This is a genomic window from Moorella humiferrea, assembly GCF_039233145.1.
GTDB classification, from domain to species: domain Bacteria; phylum Bacillota; class DSM-521; order Neomoorellales; family Neomoorellaceae; genus Neomoorella; species Neomoorella humiferrea.
Window position 1 is genome coordinate 883,883 of sequence record NZ_CP136419.1, and the last position, 22,257, is coordinate 906,139.

Genomic DNA, 22,257 nt, shown 5'->3' on the forward strand with positions numbered 1-22,257 from the left:
ACCTGCGCCGGCCTTCACGCGCAGGTTTTTTTGTGCCTGGAGGAGGATCTAAGATGGAGTTAACCGTTAAAGCCAGAATTATGGACGCCGACAAACTGCGCCGGGCCCTGACCCGCATCGCCCATGAAATCCTGGAGAGAAACCGTGGCACGGAAGATCTGGTGCTCATCGGCATCCGCCGCCGGGGCGTGCCCCTGGCCGAGAGGCTGCAGAAAATCATTGAGGATATTGAGGGGGTTAAGCTTCCCCTGGGAATTCTGGACATCACCCTCTACCGCGACGATCTGACGACGTTAAACATCCAGCCCCAGGTCAATGAAACGCAAATTCCCTTCGCCATTACGGGTAAAAAGATAGTCCTTGTCGACGACGTCCTCTTTACCGGCCGCACCATCAGGGCCGCCCTGGACGCCCTTTTTGACCGGGGAAGGCCGCGAAATATCCAGCTAGCGGTGGTCGTCGACCGGGGGCACCGGGAGCTGCCCATCCGCGCCGACTATGTGGGGAAAAACGTACCCACCTCATGTAAAGAAGAAATCGCCGTGCAGCTTGAGGAAGTCGACGGCGTGGACCAGGTTTTAATCCGGGAACTGCCCCATGAGCTCGACGTGAGCCCTTAAATATGCGGAGTTTATTGGCAGGGAGTGAACGCCCATGCAAGGTTTTCTGGTGCTAGAGGACGGCACGGTTTTCACCGGTGAGGCCTTCGGCCATCCCGGGAGCTGCCACGGTGAAGTAGTTTTTAACACCAGTATGACCGGCTACCAGGAGATTCTCACGGATCCCTCTTACTGCGGCCAGATCGTTGTCCTCACCTACCCCTTAATCGGCAACTACGGTGTCAACGCCGAAGATCTGGAGTCCCCACGTCCCCAGGTGGCCGGTTTTATTGTCCATGAAGCATGTTCCCGGCCAAGCAACTGGCGGGCGACGGGTGATATCGATCGCTACTTAAAGGAAAACCATATTCCGGCCCTTCAGGGTGTGGACACCCGCGCCCTTACCAGGCACCTGCGGCGTCACGGCACTATGCGAGGCATCCTGGCCGTGGGCGATGTCGATTTAGATGAGCTAAAAAGCCGGGCCGCCACGGAACCGCCTTTAAGCGGCCCCAGGCTGGTACCGGCCGTGACCAACAAGGAGCCATTTACCCTTGCCGGCGGCGACCGCCGGATAGTTCTTTACAACTTCGGGGTTAAAGAGAACATCATCCGCTGGCTCCGGCGCCTGGACTGCACGGTCACCGTCATGCCGGCCGGGAGCAGGGCCGCCGATATTTTAGCCGCTCGCCCCCACGGGGTGGTCGTTTCCAACGGCCCCGGGGATCCCAAGGACGTCCCCTACGGCGTGGCCACCATTCGCGAACTCCTGGGAAAAGTACCCCTGATGGGCATCTGCCTGGGGCACCAGCTCCTGGCCCTGGCCCTGAGGGCTGATACCTATAAACTTCCCTTCGGCCACCGCGGCGGCAACCATCCCGTCAAGGATTTAAATACCGGTCGGGTTTATATCACATCGCAAAACCACGGTTACGCCGTCCGGGCAGAAAGCCTGCCGGAGGATGCGGCCGTCACCCACATCAATCTTAATGACGGCACGGTAGAGGGCCTGCGCCACCGGCAGCTGCCGGTCTTTTCCGTCCAGTATCACCCCGAATCTTCTCCCGGGCCCACGGATTCCGAATACCTTTTCTATGAGTTCATTGAGATGGTAGATGCCGCACGGGAAAGGGAGGGAGACTGATATGCCCGTAAAACGGGGTTTAAAAAAGATTATGGTCATCGGTTCCGGCCCCATCATCATCGGTCAGGCGGCGGAATTTGATTACGCCGGCACCCAGGCCTGCCGGGCCTTGAAGGAAGAGGGGATGGAAGTCGTCCTGGTCAATTCCAACCCGGCCACCATTATGACCGACAGGGATATGGCTGATCGTATTTATCTCGAGCCCTTGAATTTAGAATTTGTGGCCAGGATCTTGCGCAAAGAACGGCCCGACGGGCTGATACCGACCCTCGGCGGGCAGGTAGGGCTAAATCTCGCTCTGGAGCTGGCCGAAGCCGGTGTCCTGGAGGAAACGGGAGTGGAGCTTCTGGGCACTCCTTTAAAGGCCATCCAGCGGGCCGAGGACCGGGAGCAGTTCAAGGCTATGATGCTGAAACTGGGGGAACCGGTACCCGAGAGCCGCATCGTCAACACTGTGGAAGACGCCCTGGCCTTTGCTGGAGAAATCGGCTACCCCGTCATCGTAAGGCCGGCCTACACCCTGGGCGGCACCGGCGGCGGCGTGGCCAGGAATGAAGAAGAACTAAAGACCATTGCCCTAAAAGGTTTGAAATTGAGTCTCATCAAACAGATCCTTGTGGAGCGCTCCGTGGCGGGCTGGAAGGAAATCGAGTACGAGGTAATCCGCGACGGCGCCGACAACTGCATCACCGTCTGCAATATGGAAAACATCGACCCCGTAGGCATTCACACCGGCGATAGCATCGTCGTCGCTCCATCCCAGACCCTATCCGACCGCGAGTACCACCTCCTGCGCCGCTCTTCCCTCAAAATAATCCGCGCCCTGGGCATCGAAGGGGGCTGCAACATCCAGTTCGCCCTGGATCCCGGCAGCATGCGTTATTACGTTATAGAGGTCAATCCCCGGGTCAGCCGTTCCAGCGCCCTGGCTTCCAAGGCCACGGGCTACCCCATCGCCCGGGTGGCCACCAAAATCGCCCTGGGTTTAACCCTGGACGAGATTCCCAACGCCGTCACCCGGGAAACAAAGGCCTCCTTTGAACCGGCCCTTGACTATGTCGTCGTTAAAATCCCGCGGTTTCCCTTTGATAAGTTCTCCCTCGCCGAGCGTCTCCTGGGCACCCAGATGAAGGCCACGGGGGAAGTCATGGCCATCGACCGTACCTTCAGCGGCGCCCTGTTAAAGGCCATCCGCTCCCTGGAACTGAAACTCGACGGTTTGAGGGTGCCGGCCTTCCAGCGTTTCTCCGAAGGCGCCCTGCGCCGCAAGATGGCCGAAGCCGACGACGAGCGCCTTTTCGTCATCGCCGAAGCCCTGCGCCGCGGCTGGACCATCGCCACCATCCATGAAATAACCGGCATTGATCCCTATTTTTTGGGCGAGATCGAAAAGATCGTGGCCATGGAAGAAAGGCTCATCGCCATAGGCCCTACCTTGGACGGGGCGACTTTGAGGCGGGCCAAGGCCATGGGCTTCAGCGACGGCGAGATTGCCAATTTTACCGGCCTACCGCCATCTGCCATCGCCCGGCGGCGTCAGGATGAGGGGATCCGGCCCACCTTCAAGATGGTGGATACCTGCGCCGCCGAGTTTGAAGCCGTCACCCCTTACTATTATTCCAGCTACGACGTGGAAGACGAGGTGCGGCCGTTGGAAGGCCGCAAGGTGGTGGTCCTGGGGGCGGGACCCATCCGTATCGGTCAGGGGATCGAGTTTGACTACTGCTCGGTCCATGCCGCCTGGGCCCTGCGCCGCGCCGGCGTGCACTCCATAATGATCAACAACAACCCGGAAACGGTGAGTACCGACTTTGACACTTCCGACCGCCTATACTTTGAACCCTTAACGCCGGAAAACGTATTGAACGTTTTAGAGCGGGAGCAGCCGGAAGGGGTCATCGTCCAGTTCGGCGGCCAGACGGCCATCAATTTGGCCAAAACGGTGGCCGAAGCCGGTTTCAAAATCCTGGGGACCGAAGTGGCCGATATCGACCGCGCTGAAGACAGGGAAAAATTCGACGACCTCCTCCATGAACTCAATATCCCCCGGCCACGGGGCGGAGCGGCGACTTCCGTGGGTGAAGCGGCGCGCATCGCCAAAGAGATAGGCTTCCCGGTGCTGGTGCGGCCCTCCTACGTCCTGGGCGGCCGGGCCATGGAGATCGTCCACAGCGAGGGTGAGCTTCTGGAGTATGCCACCACCGCCGTGCGCGTGGCTCCGGAACACCCCATCCTGGTTGATAAATACCTGCCGGGTACGGAGGTAGAAGTCGATGCCGTAAGCGACGGGGAAACCGTTCTCATTCCCGGCATAATGGAACACGTCGAGCGAGCCGGCGTCCATTCCGGCGACAGCATCGCCATTTACCCGGCCCACAGCCTGCCGCCGGGGGTGACGGAAAAGATCGTCGCCTACACCGAAAGGCTGGCCAGAGCCCTGAAGATCCGCGGCCTCATCAATATCCAGTTCGTCATCCATCAGGGAGAAGTCTACGTCCTGGAGGTCAATCCCCGTTCCAGCCGCACGGTGCCGTATCTTTCCAAGATCACCGGCGTGCCCATGGTGGCCCTGGCGACCAACATCATGCTGGGCAAAACCCTGCCTGAAATGGGTTACGACGGGGGGTTGCTTGCGCCGCCGGACTTCACCGCCGTCAAGGTTCCCGTCTTTTCCTTCGGCAAACTCCTCCAGGTGGATACTTCCCTGGGTCCGGAGATGAAGTCCACCGGCGAAGTTATGGGTATCGACGCCGATTATGAACGGGCCCTTTACAAGGGGCTGGTGGCCGCCGGCTGCGCCATTCCCCATCACGGCACCCTGCTGGCCACCATCGCCGACAAGGACAAGGCGGAAGCCATACCCATTATCAAGGGCTTTGCCGAACTGGGCTTTAAAGTCGTGGCCACGGCCGGCACGGCCGGCGCCCTGGCCGCAGCGGGGCTCTTTGTGGAAAGGGTGGGGAAGATCCGCGAAGGTTCGCCCCACATCCTGGATTATATCCGGGAAGGGAAGATCCATTTCGTCCTCAATACCCTGACCCGGGGCAAGATGCCCGGCCGTGACGGTTTTAAGATCCGCCGCGCCGCCGCCGAACTGGGTATTCCCTGCCTGACGTCCCTGGATACGGCCCGGGCCCTGCTGACCGTGCTCCGCTCATTAAAGTCGGGAAAGGACTTCGAGTTAAAGTCCCTTCAGGAGTATGTTCCACAACAATGACGGGAGATGATGTATTCTATGCGGGCTAAGGATAAAATCATCGTGGCCTTGGATGTGCCTGGCCTGGCGGCAGGCGAGGAGCTGGTCAGACGGCTGCTCCCCTATGTCGGTATGTTTAAAGTGGGCTTGGAACTTTATACCGCGGCAGGGCCGGCGGCGGTCCATATGATCAAGGAGCATGGGGGGAAAGTCTTTGCCGACCTGAAGCTCCACGATATCCCCAACACGGTGGCCGGGGCGGCCCGGGCTCTAGTGCGCCTGGGGGTGGACATGCTGAACGTCCATGCCGCCGGGGGCAGGAAGATGCTCTGCGCGGCGGCCGCCGCCGTTCGTGAAGAAGCGGCTGCCCTTGGCCGGCCAGCACCTCTCCTTATTGCCGTTACCGTATTAACCAGTCTGGATGGCGACGCCCTGCGTAATGAAGTGGGCATTGAACGGGAAGTAGAAGACCAGGTGGTCCGCTGGGCCAGACTGACCCAGGAAGCGGGGCTGGACGGCGTGGTGGCTTCCCCTCGGGAGATTCAGGCCATAAGGAGGGCCTGCGGCCCCGATTTTCTCATCGTTACACCCGGCGTGCGACCGGCTGGAGCCGACCCCGGTGACCAGAGCCGCATAATGACGCCCCAGGATGCCCTGCGGCAGGGTGCTTCTTACCTGGTCATCGGCCGTCCCATCACCGCCGCCCCCGATCCGGCAGCAGCGGCCCGGGCCATAGGGGAAGAAATGGAGGGAGCTTTAGGAAACAATGTCTGATTACCTGGTGCGGGCAACGGCAGGAGGAGGCCAAATCCTGGCCATCGTCGCACGCACGACGGAACTGGTGGAAGAAGCCAGGACACTGCACGCCACTTCTCCGACGGCCACTGCGGCCTTAGGCCGCGCCCTTACCGGAGCAATTTTAATGGCGGCGACTCTGAAGGACGGGCAGAGCGTTACCCTTCATGTACGCGGTGACGGACCTTTGGGAGGCATTGTTGCCGTGGCCGTTCCGGGGAAGGTGAAGGGCTACGTTGGGGAACCGGAGACCGTTCTGCCTTTAAGGAGCGACGGCAAGCTGGACGTCGGCGGGGCGGTGGGCAGGGGCACCCTGGATGTGGTTAAAGATCTGGGACTCAAGGAGCCGTACAGGGGCAGCGTGCCCCTCGTCTCCGGCGAAATCGGCGAGGACCTGGCCTATTATTTTACCGTTTCCGAACAGAAACCCTCGGCCGTAGGACTGGGGGTCCTCGTAGAGCCTGACGGTAAAGTGAGAGGGGCCGGCGGTTATCTCCTGCAGCTTCTGCCTGGTGCCGAAGAAGAGATCATTACCGTCTTAGAAAAAAATATTGCGGCGGTGGGGCCGGTAAGTACACCATTTTCCCAGGGTAAAACTCCGGAAGACATTCTGTTTCTACTCCTTAAGGATTTTGATCTTAAGATTCACGAAAGCCGGCCCTTAAGCTATGGCTGCGACTGCTCCCGGGAGCGCTTGAAGGACATTCTCCTTGCTTTAGGCAAGGAAGAACTGCAAAAACTCCTGGAAGAGCAGGGAGGCGCCGAAGCCCGGTGCGCCTTTTGCAGCCGGGTTTATCGCTTTACCGGGGAAGAAGTGGCCGGCCTCCTCGCCCGGGTTGCGGCCCAAGAAAGAGACGGGTGAGGGGCAGTGCCAAAACAAGGTAATACGTACAGGGAGATAAAGGGGGCGTTTTTAGCGGCGCTGGCTGCGTTCGCTCTGGGGACGGAGGGGGTAGCGGCTAAATTGGCTTATGCCGGCGGGGCCAATATCCTGACCGTCCTCGTCCTTCGTTTTTTTATGGCGGCGGCGTTTTTCTGGGGAAAGATGGTCTTTAAACCTGCCGGATGGAGATTAGAAAGGCCTACCTTTTACCATTTGGTAGCACTGGCTGTAGGCGGGCAGGCTTTAACGGTGCTGCTGCTTTTTTATTCTTTCCAGCAAATCCCGGCCGCGGCAGCCATACTCCTTTTTTATATTTACCCGGCAGTGGTAGCCATATTGGCCGCAGTATGGCTCCAAGAAACTGTGAACAGGTCTACCGTTACAGCCCTCATCGTTACCTTTTTGGGCCTACTGATAATCCTGGGAGTGCCGGCAGGGGATTGGCACCCTAAAGGTGTCATCGCCGCCCTCCTGGCCGCCTTGACCAACGGCATATATATGGTAGGCCAGGCTCATATGCTAAAACGCCTGGCCCCTGGAACTTTCAATGCCTATATGACTTTGATCGTTGGCGCGACCTTTTTGGGGCTGGCTCTGCTTACGGGAAGCCTGGACCTCGCCGTTAGCCTTCAGGCGTTCTTGGCCATTGCCGTTCTGGCTTTGATAACAACCGTCCTCGCCTTTACCGCCATGGCCGGGAGCATCCAGTACATAGGGGCCCAGCGGGCGGCCATTATCTGTACCCTGGAGCCGGTTTTTACCGCCGTTCTGTCCGGGTTGATATTAGGTGAAAAGCTGCTGCCGGTTCAAATTTTAGGAGGGGCCTTCATCATCTTCGGCGTTTTATGGCAGCAGCTGGCCGGGGCAGAATAGCCCCCCTTTTTTATTCCCAGGGCGCAACGTAAACAGTACGCTGGTGGTCGTAGATTACCATGCCGGGCTTAGCCCCCGGGGGTTTGCGGACGTTTTTCACCAGGGTGTAGTCGACCGGTACCCGGCTAGACCCACCGGCACGGCTGTAGCGGGCCGCCAGGCGGGCGGCCATTTCCAGGGTGGCGGCAGGCACTTCGCGGCCGCCGGTACGGATAACGACGTGGGAGCCGGGAATGTCTTTAGCGTGGAGCCAGATGTCGTCGGGGCCGGCCAGTTTTAAGGTCAACCAGTCGTTCTGGCGGTTGTTCCTCCCGACCAGGATTTTGAAACCGTCGGGAGAGGTGAATTCCATGGGGGTGGAAGGCCGCGCGGCCTCCTTTTTTTCACTCTTTTTTCCCGGCTTATCCTTTTCCTTTTCTTCCGTGATGTATCCTGCCCGGCGCAGCTCCCGCCGGATTTCCGCCAGGTCATCGAAATTCGTCGCCATCTCCAGGGCCTGAGCCACGCTTTCCAGGTAGGCTATTTCTGTCCTGGTTTGTTCCAGCTGCTCTTTGGCAAGGCGGGCGGCGTTTCGGGCCTTGTTATAGCGGTGGAAATATCTCTGGGCGTTTTCGGCCGGAGTTAAAGACGGATCGAGTTCAATGGTTATCTCTGCTCCATGGGGGTCATAAAAATTGGGGGTTGTAAAGGATATCTGTCCCTTTTCCAGGCGGTAGATGTTGGCGGTGATGAGTTCTCCGGCCAGGCGAAATTTTTCGGCGTCGGCCGCCTCGGCAACGGATGCCGCCTGCAGGCCTTCTTTTTTATAGCAGCGTTTTAACTCCCTGTCAATGACGTGTTCCAGGCTGCGGCGGGTCGCTTCCAGGAGCTGCCGTTCCCTGCGGACCTGGTAAAAAAAATCACAGGCCGCCGAAGGGGTGGCCATGAATTGCCTGGACAGCCCTTCGAACTGAAAGAGTTCAAAGGCGGCAAAGGCTAGGGTCTCCCCTTCCCGTTCCATTATTACTACTGGACGCCAACCCTGGGGACATACTGCGGCGGCAATTTCCTGGACAGCCCGGTAGAGGCGGGTCAGTTCATATTCGCCACAGCCTTCCAGAGTCGTTTCCGCCGGCAGGCCGGCGCGGCAGATAATTTCCCGGGCAGTTTGTGGACCCACCCCGGCGATTTTTTCCACCAAAAGGCGTTCCAGGGGTATATCCCAGGAATTTTCCCACATAAGGCGGATGAAGGCGTCCATTTCCAGGTTGCGGGGATCGGCCTTCACCTGGGGTGGCGGCGGGATATAGGGCCGTCCCGGCAGGACTTCCCGGTAACGGCTGACGGCGTGGGTGTAGCGACGGGCAGCATCGATGATGGTGTTGCTGGGATCCAGAAGAATGATATTGGCATGCTTGCCCATGACCTCGATTATAAGAAGCCGCGTCGTAGGTCGGCCCAGCTCGTCGGTAGTTTGAAAGCGGAAAGAAAGGATTCTTTCAAGATTTGGCTGCTCGACGGCCTCAAGAATCCCGCCCTCCAGGTGCTTCCGCAGCACCATGCAAAAAAGGGGCGGCGAGGCGGGATTGGTAAAGGAGGCCGTCGTAAAGTGGACACGGGCCTGATCGGCCAGGCTGCAGAGGAGGAGCTTGCGGGTCTCGCGTCCCCGGCGCAGATGAATAATAATTGTTTCTTTTTCAGGCTGAAAGATGCGGTCTACCCGGCTGCCCACAGATTCCCTCAGTTCTTCCCTCACGGCGGCCAGGAAAAGCCCATCGCAGGCCATTTACGTACGCTCCTTTCGTCTCTTTAGTATAGCATGCCTTGTTCTTTTCTTCCAGGGACAGGCATAGACTGATGGTGATTTAAACTGATGGTGATTTAAGGCAAAGGAAGGGGACCAAGGGATGGAAGGACGTCAATGGTATCAAATGGACCCGGCAGAAGCCCTGATGGTGCTAAAATCCGACGCACGCCGGGGTCTTACGGAAGGGGAAGCCCGCCGGCGCCTGGAAACAGTGGGAGCCAATAATTTAAAGGCAAAGCCTAAGGCTCCGCCATATGTGATTTTTCTCAATCAGTTCCGTGACTTCATGGTTTTAGTATTACTGGCCGCTACGGCCGTTTCAGCATTCCTGGGAGAGATAGCCGATGCCGTAACTATAGTGGCCATTGTGGTGATTAATGCCTTTCTGGGATTTATTCAGGAATACCGGGCCGAACGTTCCCTGGAAGCATTAAAGGAAATGGCCGCTCCGGAGGCCCGGGTGCGGCGGGATAATGAGGTGCGTCGTATCCCGGCGCGGGAAGTGGTCCCCGGTGATATTTTGCTTCTCGAAAGCGGCGATCGGGTGGCCGCCGACGCCCTCCTTTTAAAGGCCGCCAATCTCCAGGCCGATGAAGCCGCCCTGACCGGGGAATCGGTTCCGGTACTTAAAGAACCGGGACCGCTAAAGGGAACTGTTGCTGTAGGCGACCGGCGCAATATGGTTCATATGGGAACGGTTATTACCAGCGGCCGCGGGGAAGCGGTGGTGGTCGCCACGGGAATGAACACGGAAGTCGGTAAAATCGCCGACATGCTTCAGGAAGTAGCCGATGAAGATACGCCGCTGCAAAAACGCCTGGCCGGATTGGGGCGCTGGCTGGTGTTGGCCTGCCTGGTTATCTGTGCGGCCGTTGTCATTGCCGGTACTTTACGAGGAGAAGAACTGTACGGCATGTTCCTTGCCGGGGTAAGCCTCGCGGTGGCGGCCATTCCCGAGGGCCTGCCGGCCATTGTCACCGTCTGCCTGGCCCTGGGTGTACAGAAAATGGTACAGCGCCGGGCCATCGTCCGCAGGCTGCCTGCTGTGGAAACCCTGGGATGCGTTACGGTTATTTGTTCGGACAAGACGGGGACCCTTACCCAGAACCAGATGACCGTGCGCCGGGTGTGGGTCGGCGGCAGGAGGCTGATGGTAAGCGGTACGGGTTATGTCCCCCATGGCGAGTACCTGGAGGGCGGCCGGAAGGTGGCGGTCGAAGGCGATTTAAAAATGCTCCTTACCATTGCCGCCATGTGTAACAATGTCGTGCTGGAGCGAAATGGACTTAATATCGGCGGCTGGCTGCGCCGGAACAGCGGCCGGGGCGACGCCTGGAAGATAAACGGCGATCCCACCGAGGGAGCCCTCCTGGTGGCTGCCGCCAAAGGCGGCCTTTGGCGGGAACAACTTGAGGCCGAGGAGCCCCGGGTAGCAGAAATCCCCTTTGATTCCGGCCGCAAGCGTATGAGTGTAATTTGCCGGCGGGGCAGGGGACTACGGGTCTATGTAAAAGGAGCGCCGGACGTCATCCTCGACCTTTGCGATTCCATCCTCCTGGACGGCAGGGTTGTACCCCTGGATGCCGCCCGGCGCGAGGCTGTAAAGGCCGAAAATGAGGCCATGGCAGGAGAAGCCCTGCGGGTCCTGGCCCTGGCATACCGCGATCTGGTGGTGGGCGGGGAATTAACGGCAGAAACGGTAGAAAAGGGCCTTGTTCTGGTCGGATTGATGGGCATGCTGGATCCGCCGCGGCCGGAGGCGGCGGAAGCCATCCGCCTATGCCAAAGGGCGGGGATTAAAGTCGTCATGATCACCGGCGACCACCAGACAACGGCCAGGGCGGTGGCCGAAGAACTGGGCCTGCCGGCCGGAAAAGATCAGGTGCTGACCGGACAGGAAATGGAAAAGATTACTGAGAAAGAACTGGCGCGGGCGTCGTTAAAAGTCAACGTCTATGCCCGGGTGTCGCCCCAGCATAAACTGCGCATCGTCCGGGCGTTAAAGGCCGGAAACCATATCGTGGCCATGACCGGTGACGGGGTCAACGACGCGCCGGCCATTAAGGAAGCCGATATCGGTATCGCCATGGGACGCAGCGGCACCGACGTGGCAAGGGAAGCCGCCGCCATGGTCCTGGCCGATGACAACTTTGCCACCATAGTGGCTGCCGTAGAGGAAGGGCGCGGCATTTACGACAACATTCGCAAATTTATCCGTTATCTCTTATCTTGCAACATCGGCGAAGTATTTACCATGTTTGTAGCTGTCATCAGCGGGTTACCCCTGCCCCTTTTACCCATACAGATTCTCTGGATGAACCTGGTTACCGACGGCCTGCCGGCCATGGCTCTGGGAGTAGACGTGAAGGAGCCGAACCTCATGGAACGGCCGCCCCATCCTCCCGGGGAAAGCATTTTTGCCCGCGGTTTGGGAAAGGGCATTGGCATCCTGGGACTGCAGATCGGACTGGCCACCCTGGCCGTGTTTATCCTTGGTCTTTACCTCGGCGACGGCGATCTGCCCACGGCCCGCACCCTGGCCTTTACTACCTTAGTTATGGCCCAGCTTTTCGCCGTCTTTGAATGCCGTTCCGAAAACTTGTCTCCCTTTGCCGTGGGGTATTTTTCCAATCCCTACCTGGTTCTGGCCGTAATCTCTTCGACGGCCATGCAGCTCCTTGTTTTATATGTGCCCCTGCTTCAGCTCGTTTTTAAAACCGTACCTTTAAATGCCTTCCATTGGGGTATAGTTATGCTGGCGGCAGGTTGGCGTACGTTCTTTAAGGGTATCCATTATTATCTGGTTACGCCGGCGCGGCGCCTGGTCTGGCAGAGATAAAATAGAGGTGGTAAAAATTAAAGGGGAATGTTAAAATAAGAGCATCAAAGCCCACGGTTGATAAGGGTGATGTGGTTGCGATTTGTCAAGATGCATGGTCTGGGCAATGATTTTATAGTGGTAAACGCCCTGGAAGAAAAATTACCGGCGGATTTGAACGAACTCGCCAGGCGCGTTTGCCACCGCCGTTTCGGCATTGGGGCCGACGGCCTGATCATAGTGCTGCCGTCCACCCAGGCGGATTTAAGGATGCGGATCTTTAATCCCGACGGCAGCGAGCCGGAGATGTGCGGCAACGGCATTCGCTGCTTCGCCCGCTACGTCTATGAAACAGGACTGGTGCGGGAACCGGAGATCCGGGTGGAAACCCTGGCCGGGATTATAAAACCCCGCCTCATCCTGCAAGAAGGCGGGGTTACCGGCGTCCGGGTGGATATGGGTGAGCCCCGCCTGGAGCGCGAAAAGATTCCCATGACCGGGTCGGGTTCCCCCGTGGTGGACGAGCCGGTGGTGGTAGACGGCGGCATATGGCGAGGTACCTGTGTGTCCATGGGAAATCCCCATTGCGTATTTTTTGTCGAAAATGTGGCGGAAGCCCCGGTTACTACGGTGGGACCGGCGGTGGAAAACCACCCCCTTTTTCCCCAGCGCACCAATGTAGAGTTTATTGAAGTGCTTAACCGTAGCGAATTGAAAATGCGCGTATGGGAACGCGGGGCGGGGGAAACTATGGCCTGCGGTACCGGTGCCTGCGCCGCCGCCGTGGCCGGGGTGCTTACCGGCCGTAGCAACCGGAAAGTGACGGTTCATTTGGTCGCCGGCGACTTGGAGATTGAGTGGTCGCCGGAGAATAATCATGTTTATATGACCGGACCGGCGGTTACCGTCTTTCAGGGGGATTATCCCCTTTAGACAGCAACCGGTCCATTATTTTGCATTAATTTTGGCGGGGGAAGTCCCGCTTAAAAAATGTGGCTTTATAAGGAGGATAGCATCAAATGCAGGAAGCCAGGCGTATTCGTGAATTACCACCTTACTTATTCGCTCGCATTGAGAAAAAAATTGCAGAAGCCCGGGAACGGGGTGTAGACATCATCAGCCTGGGGATCGGCGATCCCGATATGCCCACCCCGGGTCATGTAATAGAAAAGCTGGTGGAGCAGGCCCACAACCCGGAAAACCATCGTTATCCGACTTCGGAAGGGATGCTGGCCTTTCGTCAGGCCGTAGCCGAATGGTACAAAAACCTTTATAATGTGGAACTCGATCCCCGCCGGGAAGTGGTGACCCTCATTGGTTCGAAGGAGGGGATTGCCCACATTTCCTTCTGCTATGTCGATCCGGGCGATGTCAACCTGGTGCCCGACCCCGGTTATCCGGTCTACCACATCGGCACCCTGCTGGCCGGCGGGGAATCCTACTTTATGCCTTTAAAGGCGGCCAACGGCTTTCTTCCCGATTTACGGGAAATCCCCAGCGACGTCGCACGCCGGGCCAAATTGATGTTCTTAAACTATCCTAACAACCCCACCGGCGCCGTTGCCGACCTGAAATTCTTCCAGGAAGTAGTGGAGTTTGCCAAAAACTACGACCTCATAGTCTGCCACGATGCCGCCTACAGCGAAATTACCTATGACGGTTACCGCGCTCCTTCTTTCCTTCAGACCCCCGGGGCCAAGGAAGTGGGAATTGAGTTTAACTCGGTTTCCAAACCTTATAATATGACCGGTTGGCGTCTGGGCTGGGCCTGCGGCCGTGCCGACGTAGTCGAAGCCCTGGGCCGGCTCAAGTCCAATATCGATTCCGGCGTATTCCAGGCCGTACAGTATGCCGGGATAGCCGCCTTAACTGGCCCCCAGGACAACCTGGACGAAGTGCGGCGCATTTATCAGGAACGGCGGGACATCATTGTCGACGGCCTTAATTCTTTAGGATGGCGTCTGGAAAAGCCTAAAGCCACCTTTTACGTCTGGGCTCCGGTGCCCAAAGGCTATACTTCGGCTTCCTTTGCCGAAATGGTACTGGAGAAGGCCGGCGTCATCATAACCCCCGGAAACGGCTACGGGAATCACGGGGAAGGCTATTTCCGCATTGCCTTAACAATCAGTAAGGAACGCATGCAGGAGGCCATTGAACGCCTGAAAGCTGTTTTAGGGAAGGTAGAATTTTAAGGGGAGCAGCCTCATGCTTTACAGTATGACCGGTTACGGCCGGGGTGAAGCTAAAAGCAATGGTTTAACGGTAACAGTAGAAATTCGCTCGGTCAACCAGCGCTTTCTGGATATAGTGGTCCGGCTGCCGCGTCTTTATGCGGCCCTGGAAGAAAAAATACGCCAGGTTATAAAAAACGCCCTTAGCAGGGGCCGCGTTGAAGTAATGATAAGCATTAACGAAGAATTTGGAGAAAAACGGCCCCTAACCGTTGACATGGGCCTGGCGATGGCGTATTATAATGCTTTGAAGGAATTGGCACAAAAACTGGCTTTATCGGCGGATATTACCGCGGAGAAGCTGTTAGCTTTCCCTGAGGTCGTTAAAATCGCCGAACCTCAATGGGACGAAGCCGTTTTATGGCCGGTTGTTGAGGAGGCTTTAACTAAAGCCCTGGACGAGTTGTTGGCCATGCGCAGGGCCGAGGGAGGACGCCTTAAGGCTGATCTGGAAAAACGTTTGCTTTACATACGCCAGCAGGTAGAAGCCATACGGGAACGGGCGCCGGAAGTACCCCGCGAGTATGCCAAGCGCCTTAGAGAGCGGATCGCTGAGCTCTGCGGCGGTATACCCCTCGATCCCGGACGTCTGGAAATAGAAGTGGCCCTGCTGGCCGAAAGGGCAGACGTTACGGAGGAGATCGTTCGCCTCTTAAGTCATCTGGAGCAGCTCGCCCTGGCCATGGACGGTACGGAGCCGGCGGGAAGACGGCTGGACTTCATCCTGCAGGAAATGTGGCGGGAAATAAATACCATCGGCGCCAAGGCCGGCGATCTGGCTATAAGCAACCTGGTGGTGGCGGTCAAGGGCGAACTGGAAAAAATGCGCGAGCAGGTACAGAACCTGGAATGAAAAGGAGGGGAAACATGGACCTCAAGCTAATTAACATCGGTTTTGGCAACATTGTTTCGGCAAAGCGCATTGTGGCCATTGTCAGCCCGGAATCAGCCCCTATTAAAAGAATTATCCAGGAAGCCCGCGACCGCGGTATGCTGATAGACGCTACCTACGGCCGCCGGACCAGGGCGGTAATTATTACCGACAGCGAACATGTCATCCTGTCGGCGGTGCAGCCGGAAACGGTGGCCCACCGTCTTTCTTCCCGGGAGCCCGTCAACACGAACGAGGATGGGGAAGAATAAATTAGTAAAGCTTGCGGACATGGCGGGAGGAAGTAATATTGAAGCAGCCATCCCTGGATAAGCTGGAAAGCCGCGTCGGCAGCAAGTACGCCCTGGCGGTTCTGGCCGCCAAGAGGGCGCGGCAGCTGACGGAAAGCCAGTTTGCCGATAAATACCCCAAAGGGACAAAGCCCGTGACGGTAGCCCTCATGGAAATCGCTGAGGGGAAAATTAAATACGAATGGGGTAAAAAGAAGGCGTGAGGTTTTTAGAAGGAAAAACCATTCTGTTGGGGGTATGCGGCGGGATTGCCGCCTATAAAGCGGCAGATTTATGCCGTCAGCTGGTTCAGGAAGGGGCCGCCGTTCAGGTCCTTATGACGGCCGAGGCGGAAGAATTTATCGCCCCCCTTACCTTCAGCACCCTCACCGGTCGTCCGGCCTTAAAGGAAATGTTTAACGGCGGAGGAAGTCCCCTGACCCATATCGATTTGGCCAATAAGGCCGATCTTTTTCTTATCGCCCCCGCGACGGCCAACATATTGGCCAAACTGGCTTTGGGGCTGGCCGACGATCTCCTGAGTACCACGGCCCTGGCCGTCACCTGTCCCGCCCTGGTAGCTCCGGCCATGAATGTCAATATGTATGCCAACGCTGCCGTCCAGGAAAATTTGGCCGTTTTACGACGGCGGGGGTGGAGCATCATCGAACCCGAAGAAGGTTTTCTGGCCTGCGGCACCACGGGCAAAGGGCGCCTGGCCGGGTTAGAGCGAATTGTTGCCGCCTGCCGGCGCTCCCTGGCACCCCAGGATTACCGAGAACTATTCGTGTTGGTTACTGCCGGAGGCACCAGGGAGCCCCTGGATCCGGTGAGGTACATAGGGAATTACAGTTCCGGAAAGATGGGTTATGCCCTGGCCCAGGCCGCCTGGGAGCGCGGTGCCCGGGTGACCCTGATTTCCGCCAGTTCCCTGCCGCCGCCCTCCGAGGTAGAAATGGTGCGGGTAGAGACGGCAGAAGAAATGTGGAATGCCGTGGTCAAAAATTTTGATAAGGCGGACGTTGTTTTGAAGGCAGCCGCCGTGGCTGATTTTCGACCGGCGTCCCGCTCGGCGCAAAAGATTAAAAAAGGCGATAACCACAAGCTGATCCTTGAGCTGGAACCCACGGTAGACATCCTGGCCTCCCTGGGCAGGAGAAAGGAAAGACAAATATTAGTGGGGTTTGCGGCAGAAACAGAGGAACTGCTAGCCAATGCCCGGCAAAAGCTGGAAGACAAGCGCCTCGATTTAATAGTGGCAAATGACGTTACCCGGCCCGGAGCGGGATTCGGCAGCGATACCAATATTTGCACCCTACTTTTCCCTGACGGGAGAAAAGAGGAGCTTCCCCGTCTGACCAAATTGGAAGCAGCCCACCGCATCCTGGACGCCGTAAAAACCCTGCCGCATTTTCCGGGGCGGGAAAGGGAAAAGGGGCCGGAAAGGGAGGAATGCAGAAATGACGCGTAAGTTATTTACTTCCGAATCGGTAACCGAAGGGCATCCCGACAAAATAGCCGACCGCATTGCCGACGCCGTGCTGGATGCCATCATTGAAAAGGATCCCCAGGCCCGGGTGGCCTGCGAATGTCTCGTCAGCACCGGTTTAGTTCTGGTGGCCGGGCAGATCACTACCAGCTGTTATGTAGACATTCCGCGGGTCGCCAGGGAAACCATTCGTGAAGTTGGTTACACGAGGGCGAAATTCGGCTTCGACTGTGATACCTGTGCGGTAATAACCTCAATTGATGAGCAATCGCCTGATATCGCCATGGGCGTCAATGAAGCGTGGGAGAAAAAGGAAGGTTTGGCCGCAGATGAAGTAGAGACCCTGGGCGCCGGCGACCAGGGAATGATGTTCGGCTATGCCACCCGGGAGACGCCGGAATATATGCCCATGCCCATTGCCCTGGCCCACAGGCTGACCCGCAGGTTGGCCGAAGTGCGCAAAGAAAGGATTCTGCCTTACTTGCGGCCGGACGGTAAATCCCAGGTAACGGTCGAGTATGAAGACGGCCGGCCGGTGCGGGTGGATACAGTCGTAATTTCCACCCAGCATCACCCCGATATTAACATGGCAACTTTGAGAAACGAAGTTTTGGAAACAGTTATTAAACCGGTGATTCCCGCAGAAATGCTGGACAACCGGACGCGGTATTTTATCAACCCCACGGGTCGTTTTGTAATCGGCGGTCCCCAGGGGGATACCGGCCTTACCGGACGCAAAATAATCGTTGATACCTACGGCGGTATGGCCCGCCACGGCGGTGGGGCCCTTTCCGGCAAGGACCCCACCAAAGTAGACCGCTCGGCGGCTTATGCGGCCCGCTATGTGGCCAAAAACGTGGTGGCCGCCGGGTTGGCCGATCGCTGTGAGGTTCAGGTGGCCTACGCCATCGGCGTAGCCAGGCCGGTATCGATCAGCGTGGAGACCTACGGCACGGGCAAAATCAGCGACGAGCGGCTGGTAGAGTTAATCAAGGCCCATTTCGACCTGCGTCCCGGGGCTATTATTCGGGATCTCGATTTGCGTCGGCCGATTTACAAACAGGTTGCGGTTTACGGCCATTTCGGCCGGACCGACCTGGACCTGCCCTGGGAGCGCCTGGACAAGGTAGAAGCCCTGCAGGAGGCTGCCGGGATTTAGGGCAGAATCATCGTCCTGGGGGCCGCCGTCTGGCAGAACGGTCCCAGCCCGGCTTTGCTGGAGCGACTGGCAATTACCGAAGATCTTTTTCATAAGGGGTATGCGCCGGCGATAATTACGACGGGCGGTGCCGGTACCTTGAATCCGACCCCCGAAGGTACCGCCGCCCGCTTAACCCTTATCGCCAGCGGGATACCCCGTGATGTTGTCTATGAAGAAGTTAAATCGCGCAATACCAGGGAGAACCTTGAGGGCGCCAGGGAAATCATGCAAAAGCACGATAATTACCAATTGCTGCGGGCCGTCAATGAAGCCAGGCGGGTGGGTATAGACGCTTCCGGTTGTGGCGTTCAGAAAACGACAATATTTCGGCCACCCCTGGTGTTGCGGGAGGTATGTAGCAGTTACCAACAGATTAATAAATAATGACAAAACATAACAAAAAGCTTACCATAAAGTTATGGAACTATTAACCATCAGCAAAGCGGCAAAGAAACTGGGCGTCCATCCTAACAGCCTGCGCAACTGGGAAAAGCGGGGCTTAATCAAGCCTGTCCGTTTGCCTGGAGGCCAGCGCCGGTACTCCATGGATGAACTTCAATAAGCTCTTACAGTCCGGCCAATTGATTGACGGACGCGAGACAGCCGTGCTGTATGCCCGGGTGTCCACCAAAAAGCAGGCCGATGCCGGCAACCTGGAGCGGCAGATGGAACGGCTGCGCCAGTATGCTGGAGAACACGGGTTTACCATCAGGGCGGAATTTGCGGACGTGGCCAGCGGCTTGAATCAGAAGCGCCGTGGCCTGGCCAACGTACTCAAGTTAGCCGAGCAGGGTGAGTATAAGAAACTTATTATTGAGTACCCCGACCGGCTGGCCCGTTTCGGATATTCGTACATTGAGCGTCATTTAAAATATTGCGGCGTAGAAATAATCGCCATAGCGGAAAAAGAGCCGGAAGACGCCCATACTGAATTGGTCCGGGACTTGCTGGCCATAGTCACGTCATTTACTGCCCGGTTATACGGGGCCAGGGGCGGCAAAAAAGTGAGGCAGGGGTTTCGGAAACTAATCGCGGGAGTGGAGCTGGATGAAGAAACAGCGAAAGAACAAAAAGAGAATGAGTGAACTTAACGGCGGTCTTAAGTATACCATCTGCGGCGAGTGGTTTCCGGAAGTTTACCCTGCTTACCGGTCCAAGAAATGGAGCCGGGGGGATGAAGACCCGCTGGGCACCGAGATGCGCCTTTTCTGTGCCTGCGAGCGCTGGGCGTTTAACAGGTTGCTGGGGGGTCGTTCCCGGGAAAAACTCAAACAAGAAGGCCAAGGGGTATTCGGCTTAAACTCCCGCTATTGTGACGACGCCATACTGAAAGCGAGGGCTATCATAGAATCACAAAAAGAACTTCAAGCGCTGGAAATCAAGGAGACAGAAGCCAAACTCGCCCGGGCCAAAAAGAAATTCCACTGGGCTGCAAAGGTCCTGGACAAAGCGATCAAGGCCAAAGACCCGGCAAAAATCGAGAAAACCAAACGTATTCTCCACGGCCGCAAAGCCCGGGTCAAAAAGCTTGCCGCCAAACTGGCCGAACTCCAGAAGCATGAAGCTGACGGCACTATCCCCAAGGTAGTATTCGGGGGACGGGCCTTATGGCGGCAGGTCTGCCGGGGCAAGGCCAGCCGGGAAGAATGGCGCCACACCCGGCAAAACCGGTTATACGCCCGGGGCGACGAAACTAAAGGCGGCAACCCCAACATGAAGGTAGCTTACCAGGAGGGGAGATTTACCCTGGCGGTCACTATTTCCCATTTATCCGAGCAGAAAGGTACTGACAGCAAAGGAAGGCCCATAATGACCAGGGCACCGCGGGTGGAAGGAGAGCTCTGGCTGCCGGAAAAACACCGGCTCAAGGTGTGGGAGTTGCTTCTTTCCGGCGCACCCTATAACGTTGAATTGATTAGAGGCCGTGACAACCGGTACAGGGTCCATATCGCCTTCACCGTGACGGCGCCTGAATTGGTGACCGACCCCAACCGCGGCTACCTTGGGATAGACACCAACCCAGATGGGGTAGCTCTGGCTAACGTTAATTATTTTGGCCAGCCCGAGCCCTGGCCGGAAGGCTTCACTGTTCCTTATCCCAAAGCCTTGCACAAATTTGCCGGAGAGTTTCAGACGATAGTACACCCGAACGGTTTCCTTTACATCAAGATACCGGAACTGGCTTACAGCCGCAGTTTTAGACGTACTTACCTCATCGGCGTTCTGGCCCAGGTAGTGGTGAACATCGCCAGAGTTTTAGGCAAATCTATCGCTATAGAAGACCTGGACTTCGGCAAAGACCGGCTGGACACCGATAAAAAGTTCAATCGCATGGCGGCCAATTTTCCTTACCGGAAGATAACCGAAGCTATTATCCGTAAAGCCTACAAAGAAGGCGTCGGCGTAAAGCCGGTCCGGCCAGCTCACACTTCCACCATCGGCTATTGGAAATACATGGAGCGGTATGGGGTAACAATCCACCATGCCGCCGCATTGGCAATCGCCCGCCGGGCAATAGGTTTTAAAGAACACATCACCAAAGAGTTAAAACAAAAAATCCAAGCCATTAAAGAAAAGCTGAACCAAAAGGCGAATTCCTTGCCTGGGGAAGGAAAAGGGATGACCCGAAAGGTGAAGCAGCAAATCATGCGGCTGGGCGAAAAGGTTTCCGTTCATAACGGCTTAGACCGCTATAAACAGGAATCCTTTTATTCAGTCTGGCATGACTTGAAGCAGCTCGCTTTATCAAGTAGGTGACCCCGTTAGCCGGTATCGGACAAACCGGTAGGCCGCATCTAACAGATCGCGCGGAGGCGTCCGGCACCTGAAAGAATAAAGTGCTGGACCACTTGACGGTCAACGCAAGGCGGGAACTTTTATGGTTCTCCTTAAGGCCGCGCCTTGCGCCCGTGAAGTGCCGTTCTCCCGTCCGGGTGAGACCCCCGGGGCCGAGGTCTCCCTGTCGCGCAGCCTGCTCCCAGGGGCAGGCAAATCAAATCCGAAAGGAGCGAAAAGCCTGGTCATGGGGAGGCCGCCTAATAAGGATTGATATGATGTGTCAAGAATTGTTAGGTTTTTTGAACCAGGTTATAGCAAATCTGGTGAGATTGATTGTTTGGCTTCTTCCGGTTTGATAAGAAAGACGCGGTATTGATTTCCCACTTGGGCGGTGTTATAATATCACGTGTGACTGATGCTGATGTGGCTCAGGGGTAGAGCAGCGCACTCGTAATGCGCAGGTCGAGGGTTCGAATCCCTCCATCAGCTCCAGGAATATCAAGGCCTCCGGGGTTTGAGACGGAGGCCATTTTGTGCGCCCGGCATGGGCGTTACTTGGTGGTGAAAGTCCACTGCAGGCTAGGCAGCACCAGTCTGCTAGCCAAAGGCAGGGGTGCCCACTTGTTTGACGCATCAATAGACAACAGCATAGCTGTGGCGGAGTATCTGGTTTCTTCGACGCAGTAGCGCAGTAGGACTTTTATGTGCAGCAAGCCGCCCAACTGGGCGGCTTGAGCTTTGAAGGAAGAGGAAGGTTGCTATCCCGGGGTTTTTAGGTTAGGGGTCTATTTGCACGGGTTCAATTTCAATAGCACAAATACGGTCTACAGGAATTATGATTTTCCTCATGATCTGTTTATCAACGAGCTTGCCGCCGCTGAATACCTTCATGAAAAGGCAATCGCCATGCGCCGGAACTAGAACAACAAAACCCGGGATGAAAAACAATTTGGATCCGTTTATGACTTTTTTGCAACAATCGCCGCACTCGAACTCAATGCCAATTTTTTTGTCTTCTTTTTTGTCCCCGTCTTTTTTGTCCTCGTCGAGTTGCAACTCGTTAATGGCGGACTCCAGTTCTTCCAATACCGGGTCCTTTTTTTCAGGTAAACCCTCTTTAATCTTGTCAAAAATTGTATTTGTATTAGCCTCTTGAGACATGTGGATCACTCCTTTTTTTAATCTTTGATAATATAATATGGGTTCACGTGGAAAAGGTTCCATTTTAAGTTAAACAATTAAGCTAGAATTTAGGTATGAAGGGTGCTAGTTGTAGAACTATGATGAGGCCACGGCATGGGGG

The 22,257-nt window shown here is 56.7% G+C and carries 20 protein-coding genes and 1 tRNA gene; 19 read left to right on the forward strand and 2 right to left on the reverse strand.

What is annotated here, in order from left to right; translation table 11 throughout:
• Positions 1–53 precede the first annotated feature (53 nt).
• The 6 genes from pyrR to MHFGQ_RS04650 are packed head-to-tail and all read left to right on the forward strand — an operon-like array spanning position 54 to position 7,490.
• A complete protein-coding gene (gene pyrR / locus MHFGQ_RS04625; RefSeq protein ID WP_106005883.1) occupies positions 54–620 on the forward strand; it encodes a bifunctional pyr operon transcriptional regulator/uracil phosphoribosyltransferase PyrR in 567 nt (188 codons plus the stop codon).
• Positions 621–654: 34 nt separating this feature from the next.
• Positions 655–1,743, forward strand: coding sequence for a glutamine-hydrolyzing carbamoyl-phosphate synthase small subunit (gene carA, locus MHFGQ_RS04630; protein ID WP_106005882.1), 1,089 nt, complete (start codon positions 655–657; stop codon positions 1,741–1,743).
• 1 nt (position 1,744) lies between these two features.
• The gene (gene carB, locus MHFGQ_RS04635) at positions 1,745–4,960 is read left to right on the forward strand and encodes a carbamoyl-phosphate synthase large subunit (protein ID WP_106005881.1); all 3,216 of its coding nucleotides are present in this window, start codon (positions 1,745–1,747) and stop codon (positions 4,958–4,960) included.
• A gap of 18 nt (positions 4,961–4,978) precedes the next feature.
• Positions 4,979–5,713 (forward strand): orotidine-5'-phosphate decarboxylase, encoded by a 735-nt coding sequence (gene pyrF, locus MHFGQ_RS04640; RefSeq protein ID WP_245907877.1) that lies wholly within the window; start codon positions 4,979–4,981, stop codon positions 5,711–5,713.
• On the forward strand, positions 5,706–6,596 hold the full coding sequence (gene hslO / locus MHFGQ_RS04645; protein WP_106005879.1) for an Hsp33 family molecular chaperone HslO: 891 nt from the start codon (positions 5,706–5,708) through the stop codon (positions 6,594–6,596). Before pyrF ends, hslO begins: the two co-directional genes overlap by 8 nt.
• Positions 6,597–6,602: 6 nt before the next feature.
• Positions 6,603–7,490, forward strand: a complete 888-nt coding sequence (locus tag MHFGQ_RS04650; protein WP_106005878.1) for a DMT family transporter — start codon at positions 6,603–6,605, stop codon at positions 7,488–7,490.
• A gap of 10 nt (positions 7,491–7,500) precedes the next feature.
• Here MHFGQ_RS04650 and MHFGQ_RS04655 read toward each other — a convergent pair whose 3' ends face one another.
• A complete protein-coding gene (locus tag MHFGQ_RS04655) occupies positions 7,501–9,255 on the reverse strand; it encodes an Rqc2 family fibronectin-binding protein (RefSeq protein ID WP_106005877.1) in 1,755 nt (584 codons plus the stop codon).
• A gap of 121 nt (positions 9,256–9,376) precedes the next feature.
• On the opposite strand from MHFGQ_RS04655, the gene MHFGQ_RS04660 reads away from it, so the two are divergent.
• From MHFGQ_RS04660 to MHFGQ_RS04720, 13 genes are all read left to right on the forward strand, one after another.
• A complete protein-coding gene (locus MHFGQ_RS04660; protein ID WP_106005876.1) occupies positions 9,377–12,115 on the forward strand; it encodes a calcium-translocating P-type ATPase, SERCA-type in 2,739 nt (912 codons plus the stop codon).
• Between the two features lie 75 nt (positions 12,116–12,190).
• Entirely contained in the window at positions 12,191–13,027 is an 837-nt protein-coding gene (gene dapF, locus MHFGQ_RS04665; protein ID WP_106005875.1) for a diaminopimelate epimerase, read from the forward strand.
• 86 nt (positions 13,028–13,113) lie between these two features.
• Positions 13,114–14,286 carry an LL-diaminopimelate aminotransferase gene (locus MHFGQ_RS04670; protein WP_106005874.1) on the forward strand — a complete coding sequence of 391 codons (1,173 nt, stop codon included), beginning with the start codon at positions 13,114–13,116 and terminating at the stop codon, positions 14,284–14,286.
• A gap of 13 nt (positions 14,287–14,299) precedes the next feature.
• Positions 14,300–15,178 carry a YicC/YloC family endoribonuclease gene (locus MHFGQ_RS04675; RefSeq protein ID WP_106005873.1) on the forward strand — a complete coding sequence of 293 codons (879 nt, stop codon included), beginning with the start codon at positions 14,300–14,302 and terminating at the stop codon, positions 15,176–15,178.
• 14 nt (positions 15,179–15,192) lie between these two features.
• Positions 15,193–15,468, forward strand: a complete 276-nt coding sequence (gene remA / locus MHFGQ_RS04680; RefSeq protein ID WP_106005872.1) for an extracellular matrix/biofilm regulator RemA — start codon at positions 15,193–15,195, stop codon at positions 15,466–15,468.
• Between the two features lie 38 nt (positions 15,469–15,506).
• Positions 15,507–15,710, forward strand: coding sequence for a DNA-directed RNA polymerase subunit omega (gene rpoZ / locus MHFGQ_RS04685; protein WP_106005871.1), 204 nt, complete (start codon positions 15,507–15,509; stop codon positions 15,708–15,710).
• On the forward strand, positions 15,707–16,957 hold the full coding sequence (coaBC, locus tag MHFGQ_RS04690; protein ID WP_106005870.1) for a bifunctional phosphopantothenoylcysteine decarboxylase/phosphopantothenate--cysteine ligase CoaBC: 1,251 nt from the start codon (positions 15,707–15,709) through the stop codon (positions 16,955–16,957). Before rpoZ ends, coaBC begins: the two co-directional genes overlap by 4 nt.
• Positions 16,947–18,134 (forward strand): methionine adenosyltransferase, encoded by a 1,188-nt coding sequence (metK, locus tag MHFGQ_RS04695; protein ID WP_106005869.1) that lies wholly within the window; start codon positions 16,947–16,949, stop codon positions 18,132–18,134. The genes coaBC and metK overlap by 11 nt, the downstream gene beginning before the upstream one ends.
• Positions 18,135–18,188: 54 nt before the next feature.
• Positions 18,189–18,560: a YdcF family protein gene (locus MHFGQ_RS04700; RefSeq protein WP_245907876.1), complete on the forward strand. Its 372-nt coding sequence runs from the start codon at positions 18,189–18,191 to the stop codon at positions 18,558–18,560.
• A 34-nt stretch (positions 18,561–18,594) separates the two neighbouring features.
• Positions 18,595–18,738: a MerR family DNA-binding transcriptional regulator gene (locus MHFGQ_RS04705; RefSeq protein WP_343105530.1), complete on the forward strand. Its 144-nt coding sequence runs from the start codon at positions 18,595–18,597 to the stop codon at positions 18,736–18,738.
• Positions 18,725–19,261 carry an IS607 family transposase gene (locus MHFGQ_RS04710; protein ID WP_343105531.1) on the forward strand — a complete coding sequence of 179 codons (537 nt, stop codon included), beginning with the start codon at positions 18,725–18,727 and terminating at the stop codon, positions 19,259–19,261. Before MHFGQ_RS04705 ends, MHFGQ_RS04710 begins: the two co-directional genes overlap by 14 nt.
• The gene (locus MHFGQ_RS04715) at positions 19,224–20,933 is read left to right on the forward strand and encodes an IS200/IS605 family accessory protein TnpB-related protein (RefSeq protein ID WP_343105532.1); all 1,710 of its coding nucleotides are present in this window, start codon (positions 19,224–19,226) and stop codon (positions 20,931–20,933) included. The genes MHFGQ_RS04710 and MHFGQ_RS04715 overlap by 38 nt, the downstream gene beginning before the upstream one ends.
• Positions 20,934–21,371: 438 nt before the next feature.
• Positions 21,372–21,446 (forward strand) — tRNA-Thr (locus MHFGQ_RS04720).
• A gap of 285 nt (positions 21,447–21,731) precedes the next feature.
• On the opposite strand, the gene MHFGQ_RS04725 is transcribed toward MHFGQ_RS04720, so the two are convergent.
• On the reverse strand, positions 21,732–22,115 hold the full coding sequence (locus MHFGQ_RS04725; RefSeq protein ID WP_106006419.1) for a hypothetical protein: 384 nt from the start codon (positions 22,113–22,115) through the stop codon (positions 21,732–21,734).
• Positions 22,116–22,257 lie beyond the last annotated feature (142 nt).

Excerpts from the sequence above, each read along its gene's own strand:
- MHFGQ_RS04705 (WP_343105530.1), top strand. The coding sequence starts at position 18,595 with ATGGAACTATTAACCATCAGCAAAGCGGCAAAGAAACTGGGCGTCCAT.
- metK (WP_106005869.1), top strand. The coding sequence starts at position 16,947 with ATGACGCGTAAGTTATTTACTTCCGAATCGGTAACCGAAGGGCATCCC.
- pyrF (WP_245907877.1), top strand. The coding sequence starts at position 4,979 with ATGCGGGCTAAGGATAAAATCATCGTGGCCTTGGATGTGCCTGGCCTG.
- MHFGQ_RS04660 (WP_106005876.1), top strand. The coding sequence starts at position 9,377 with ATGGAAGGACGTCAATGGTATCAAATGGACCCGGCAGAAGCCCTGATG.
- remA (WP_106005872.1), top strand. The coding sequence starts at position 15,193 with ATGGACCTCAAGCTAATTAACATCGGTTTTGGCAACATTGTTTCGGCA.
- MHFGQ_RS04715 (WP_343105532.1), top strand. The coding sequence starts at position 19,224 with ATGAAGAAACAGCGAAAGAACAAAAAGAGAATGAGTGAACTTAACGGC.
- MHFGQ_RS04655 (WP_106005877.1), bottom strand. The coding sequence starts at position 9,255 with ATGGCCTGCGATGGGCTTTTCCTGGCCGCCGTGAGGGAAGAACTGAGG.
- carB (WP_106005881.1), top strand. The coding sequence starts at position 1,745 with ATGCCCGTAAAACGGGGTTTAAAAAAGATTATGGTCATCGGTTCCGGC.
- MHFGQ_RS04670 (WP_106005874.1), top strand. The coding sequence starts at position 13,114 with ATGCAGGAAGCCAGGCGTATTCGTGAATTACCACCTTACTTATTCGCT.
- carA (WP_106005882.1), top strand. The coding sequence starts at position 655 with ATGCAAGGTTTTCTGGTGCTAGAGGACGGCACGGTTTTCACCGGTGAG.
- hslO (WP_106005879.1), top strand. The coding sequence starts at position 5,706 with ATGTCTGATTACCTGGTGCGGGCAACGGCAGGAGGAGGCCAAATCCTG.
- MHFGQ_RS04725 (WP_106006419.1), bottom strand. The coding sequence starts at position 22,115 with ATGTCTCAAGAGGCTAATACAAATACAATTTTTGACAAGATTAAAGAG.
- MHFGQ_RS04675 (WP_106005873.1), top strand. The coding sequence starts at position 14,300 with ATGCTTTACAGTATGACCGGTTACGGCCGGGGTGAAGCTAAAAGCAAT.
- pyrR (WP_106005883.1), top strand. The coding sequence starts at position 54 with ATGGAGTTAACCGTTAAAGCCAGAATTATGGACGCCGACAAACTGCGC.
- MHFGQ_RS04710 (WP_343105531.1), top strand. The coding sequence starts at position 18,725 with ATGAACTTCAATAAGCTCTTACAGTCCGGCCAATTGATTGACGGACGC.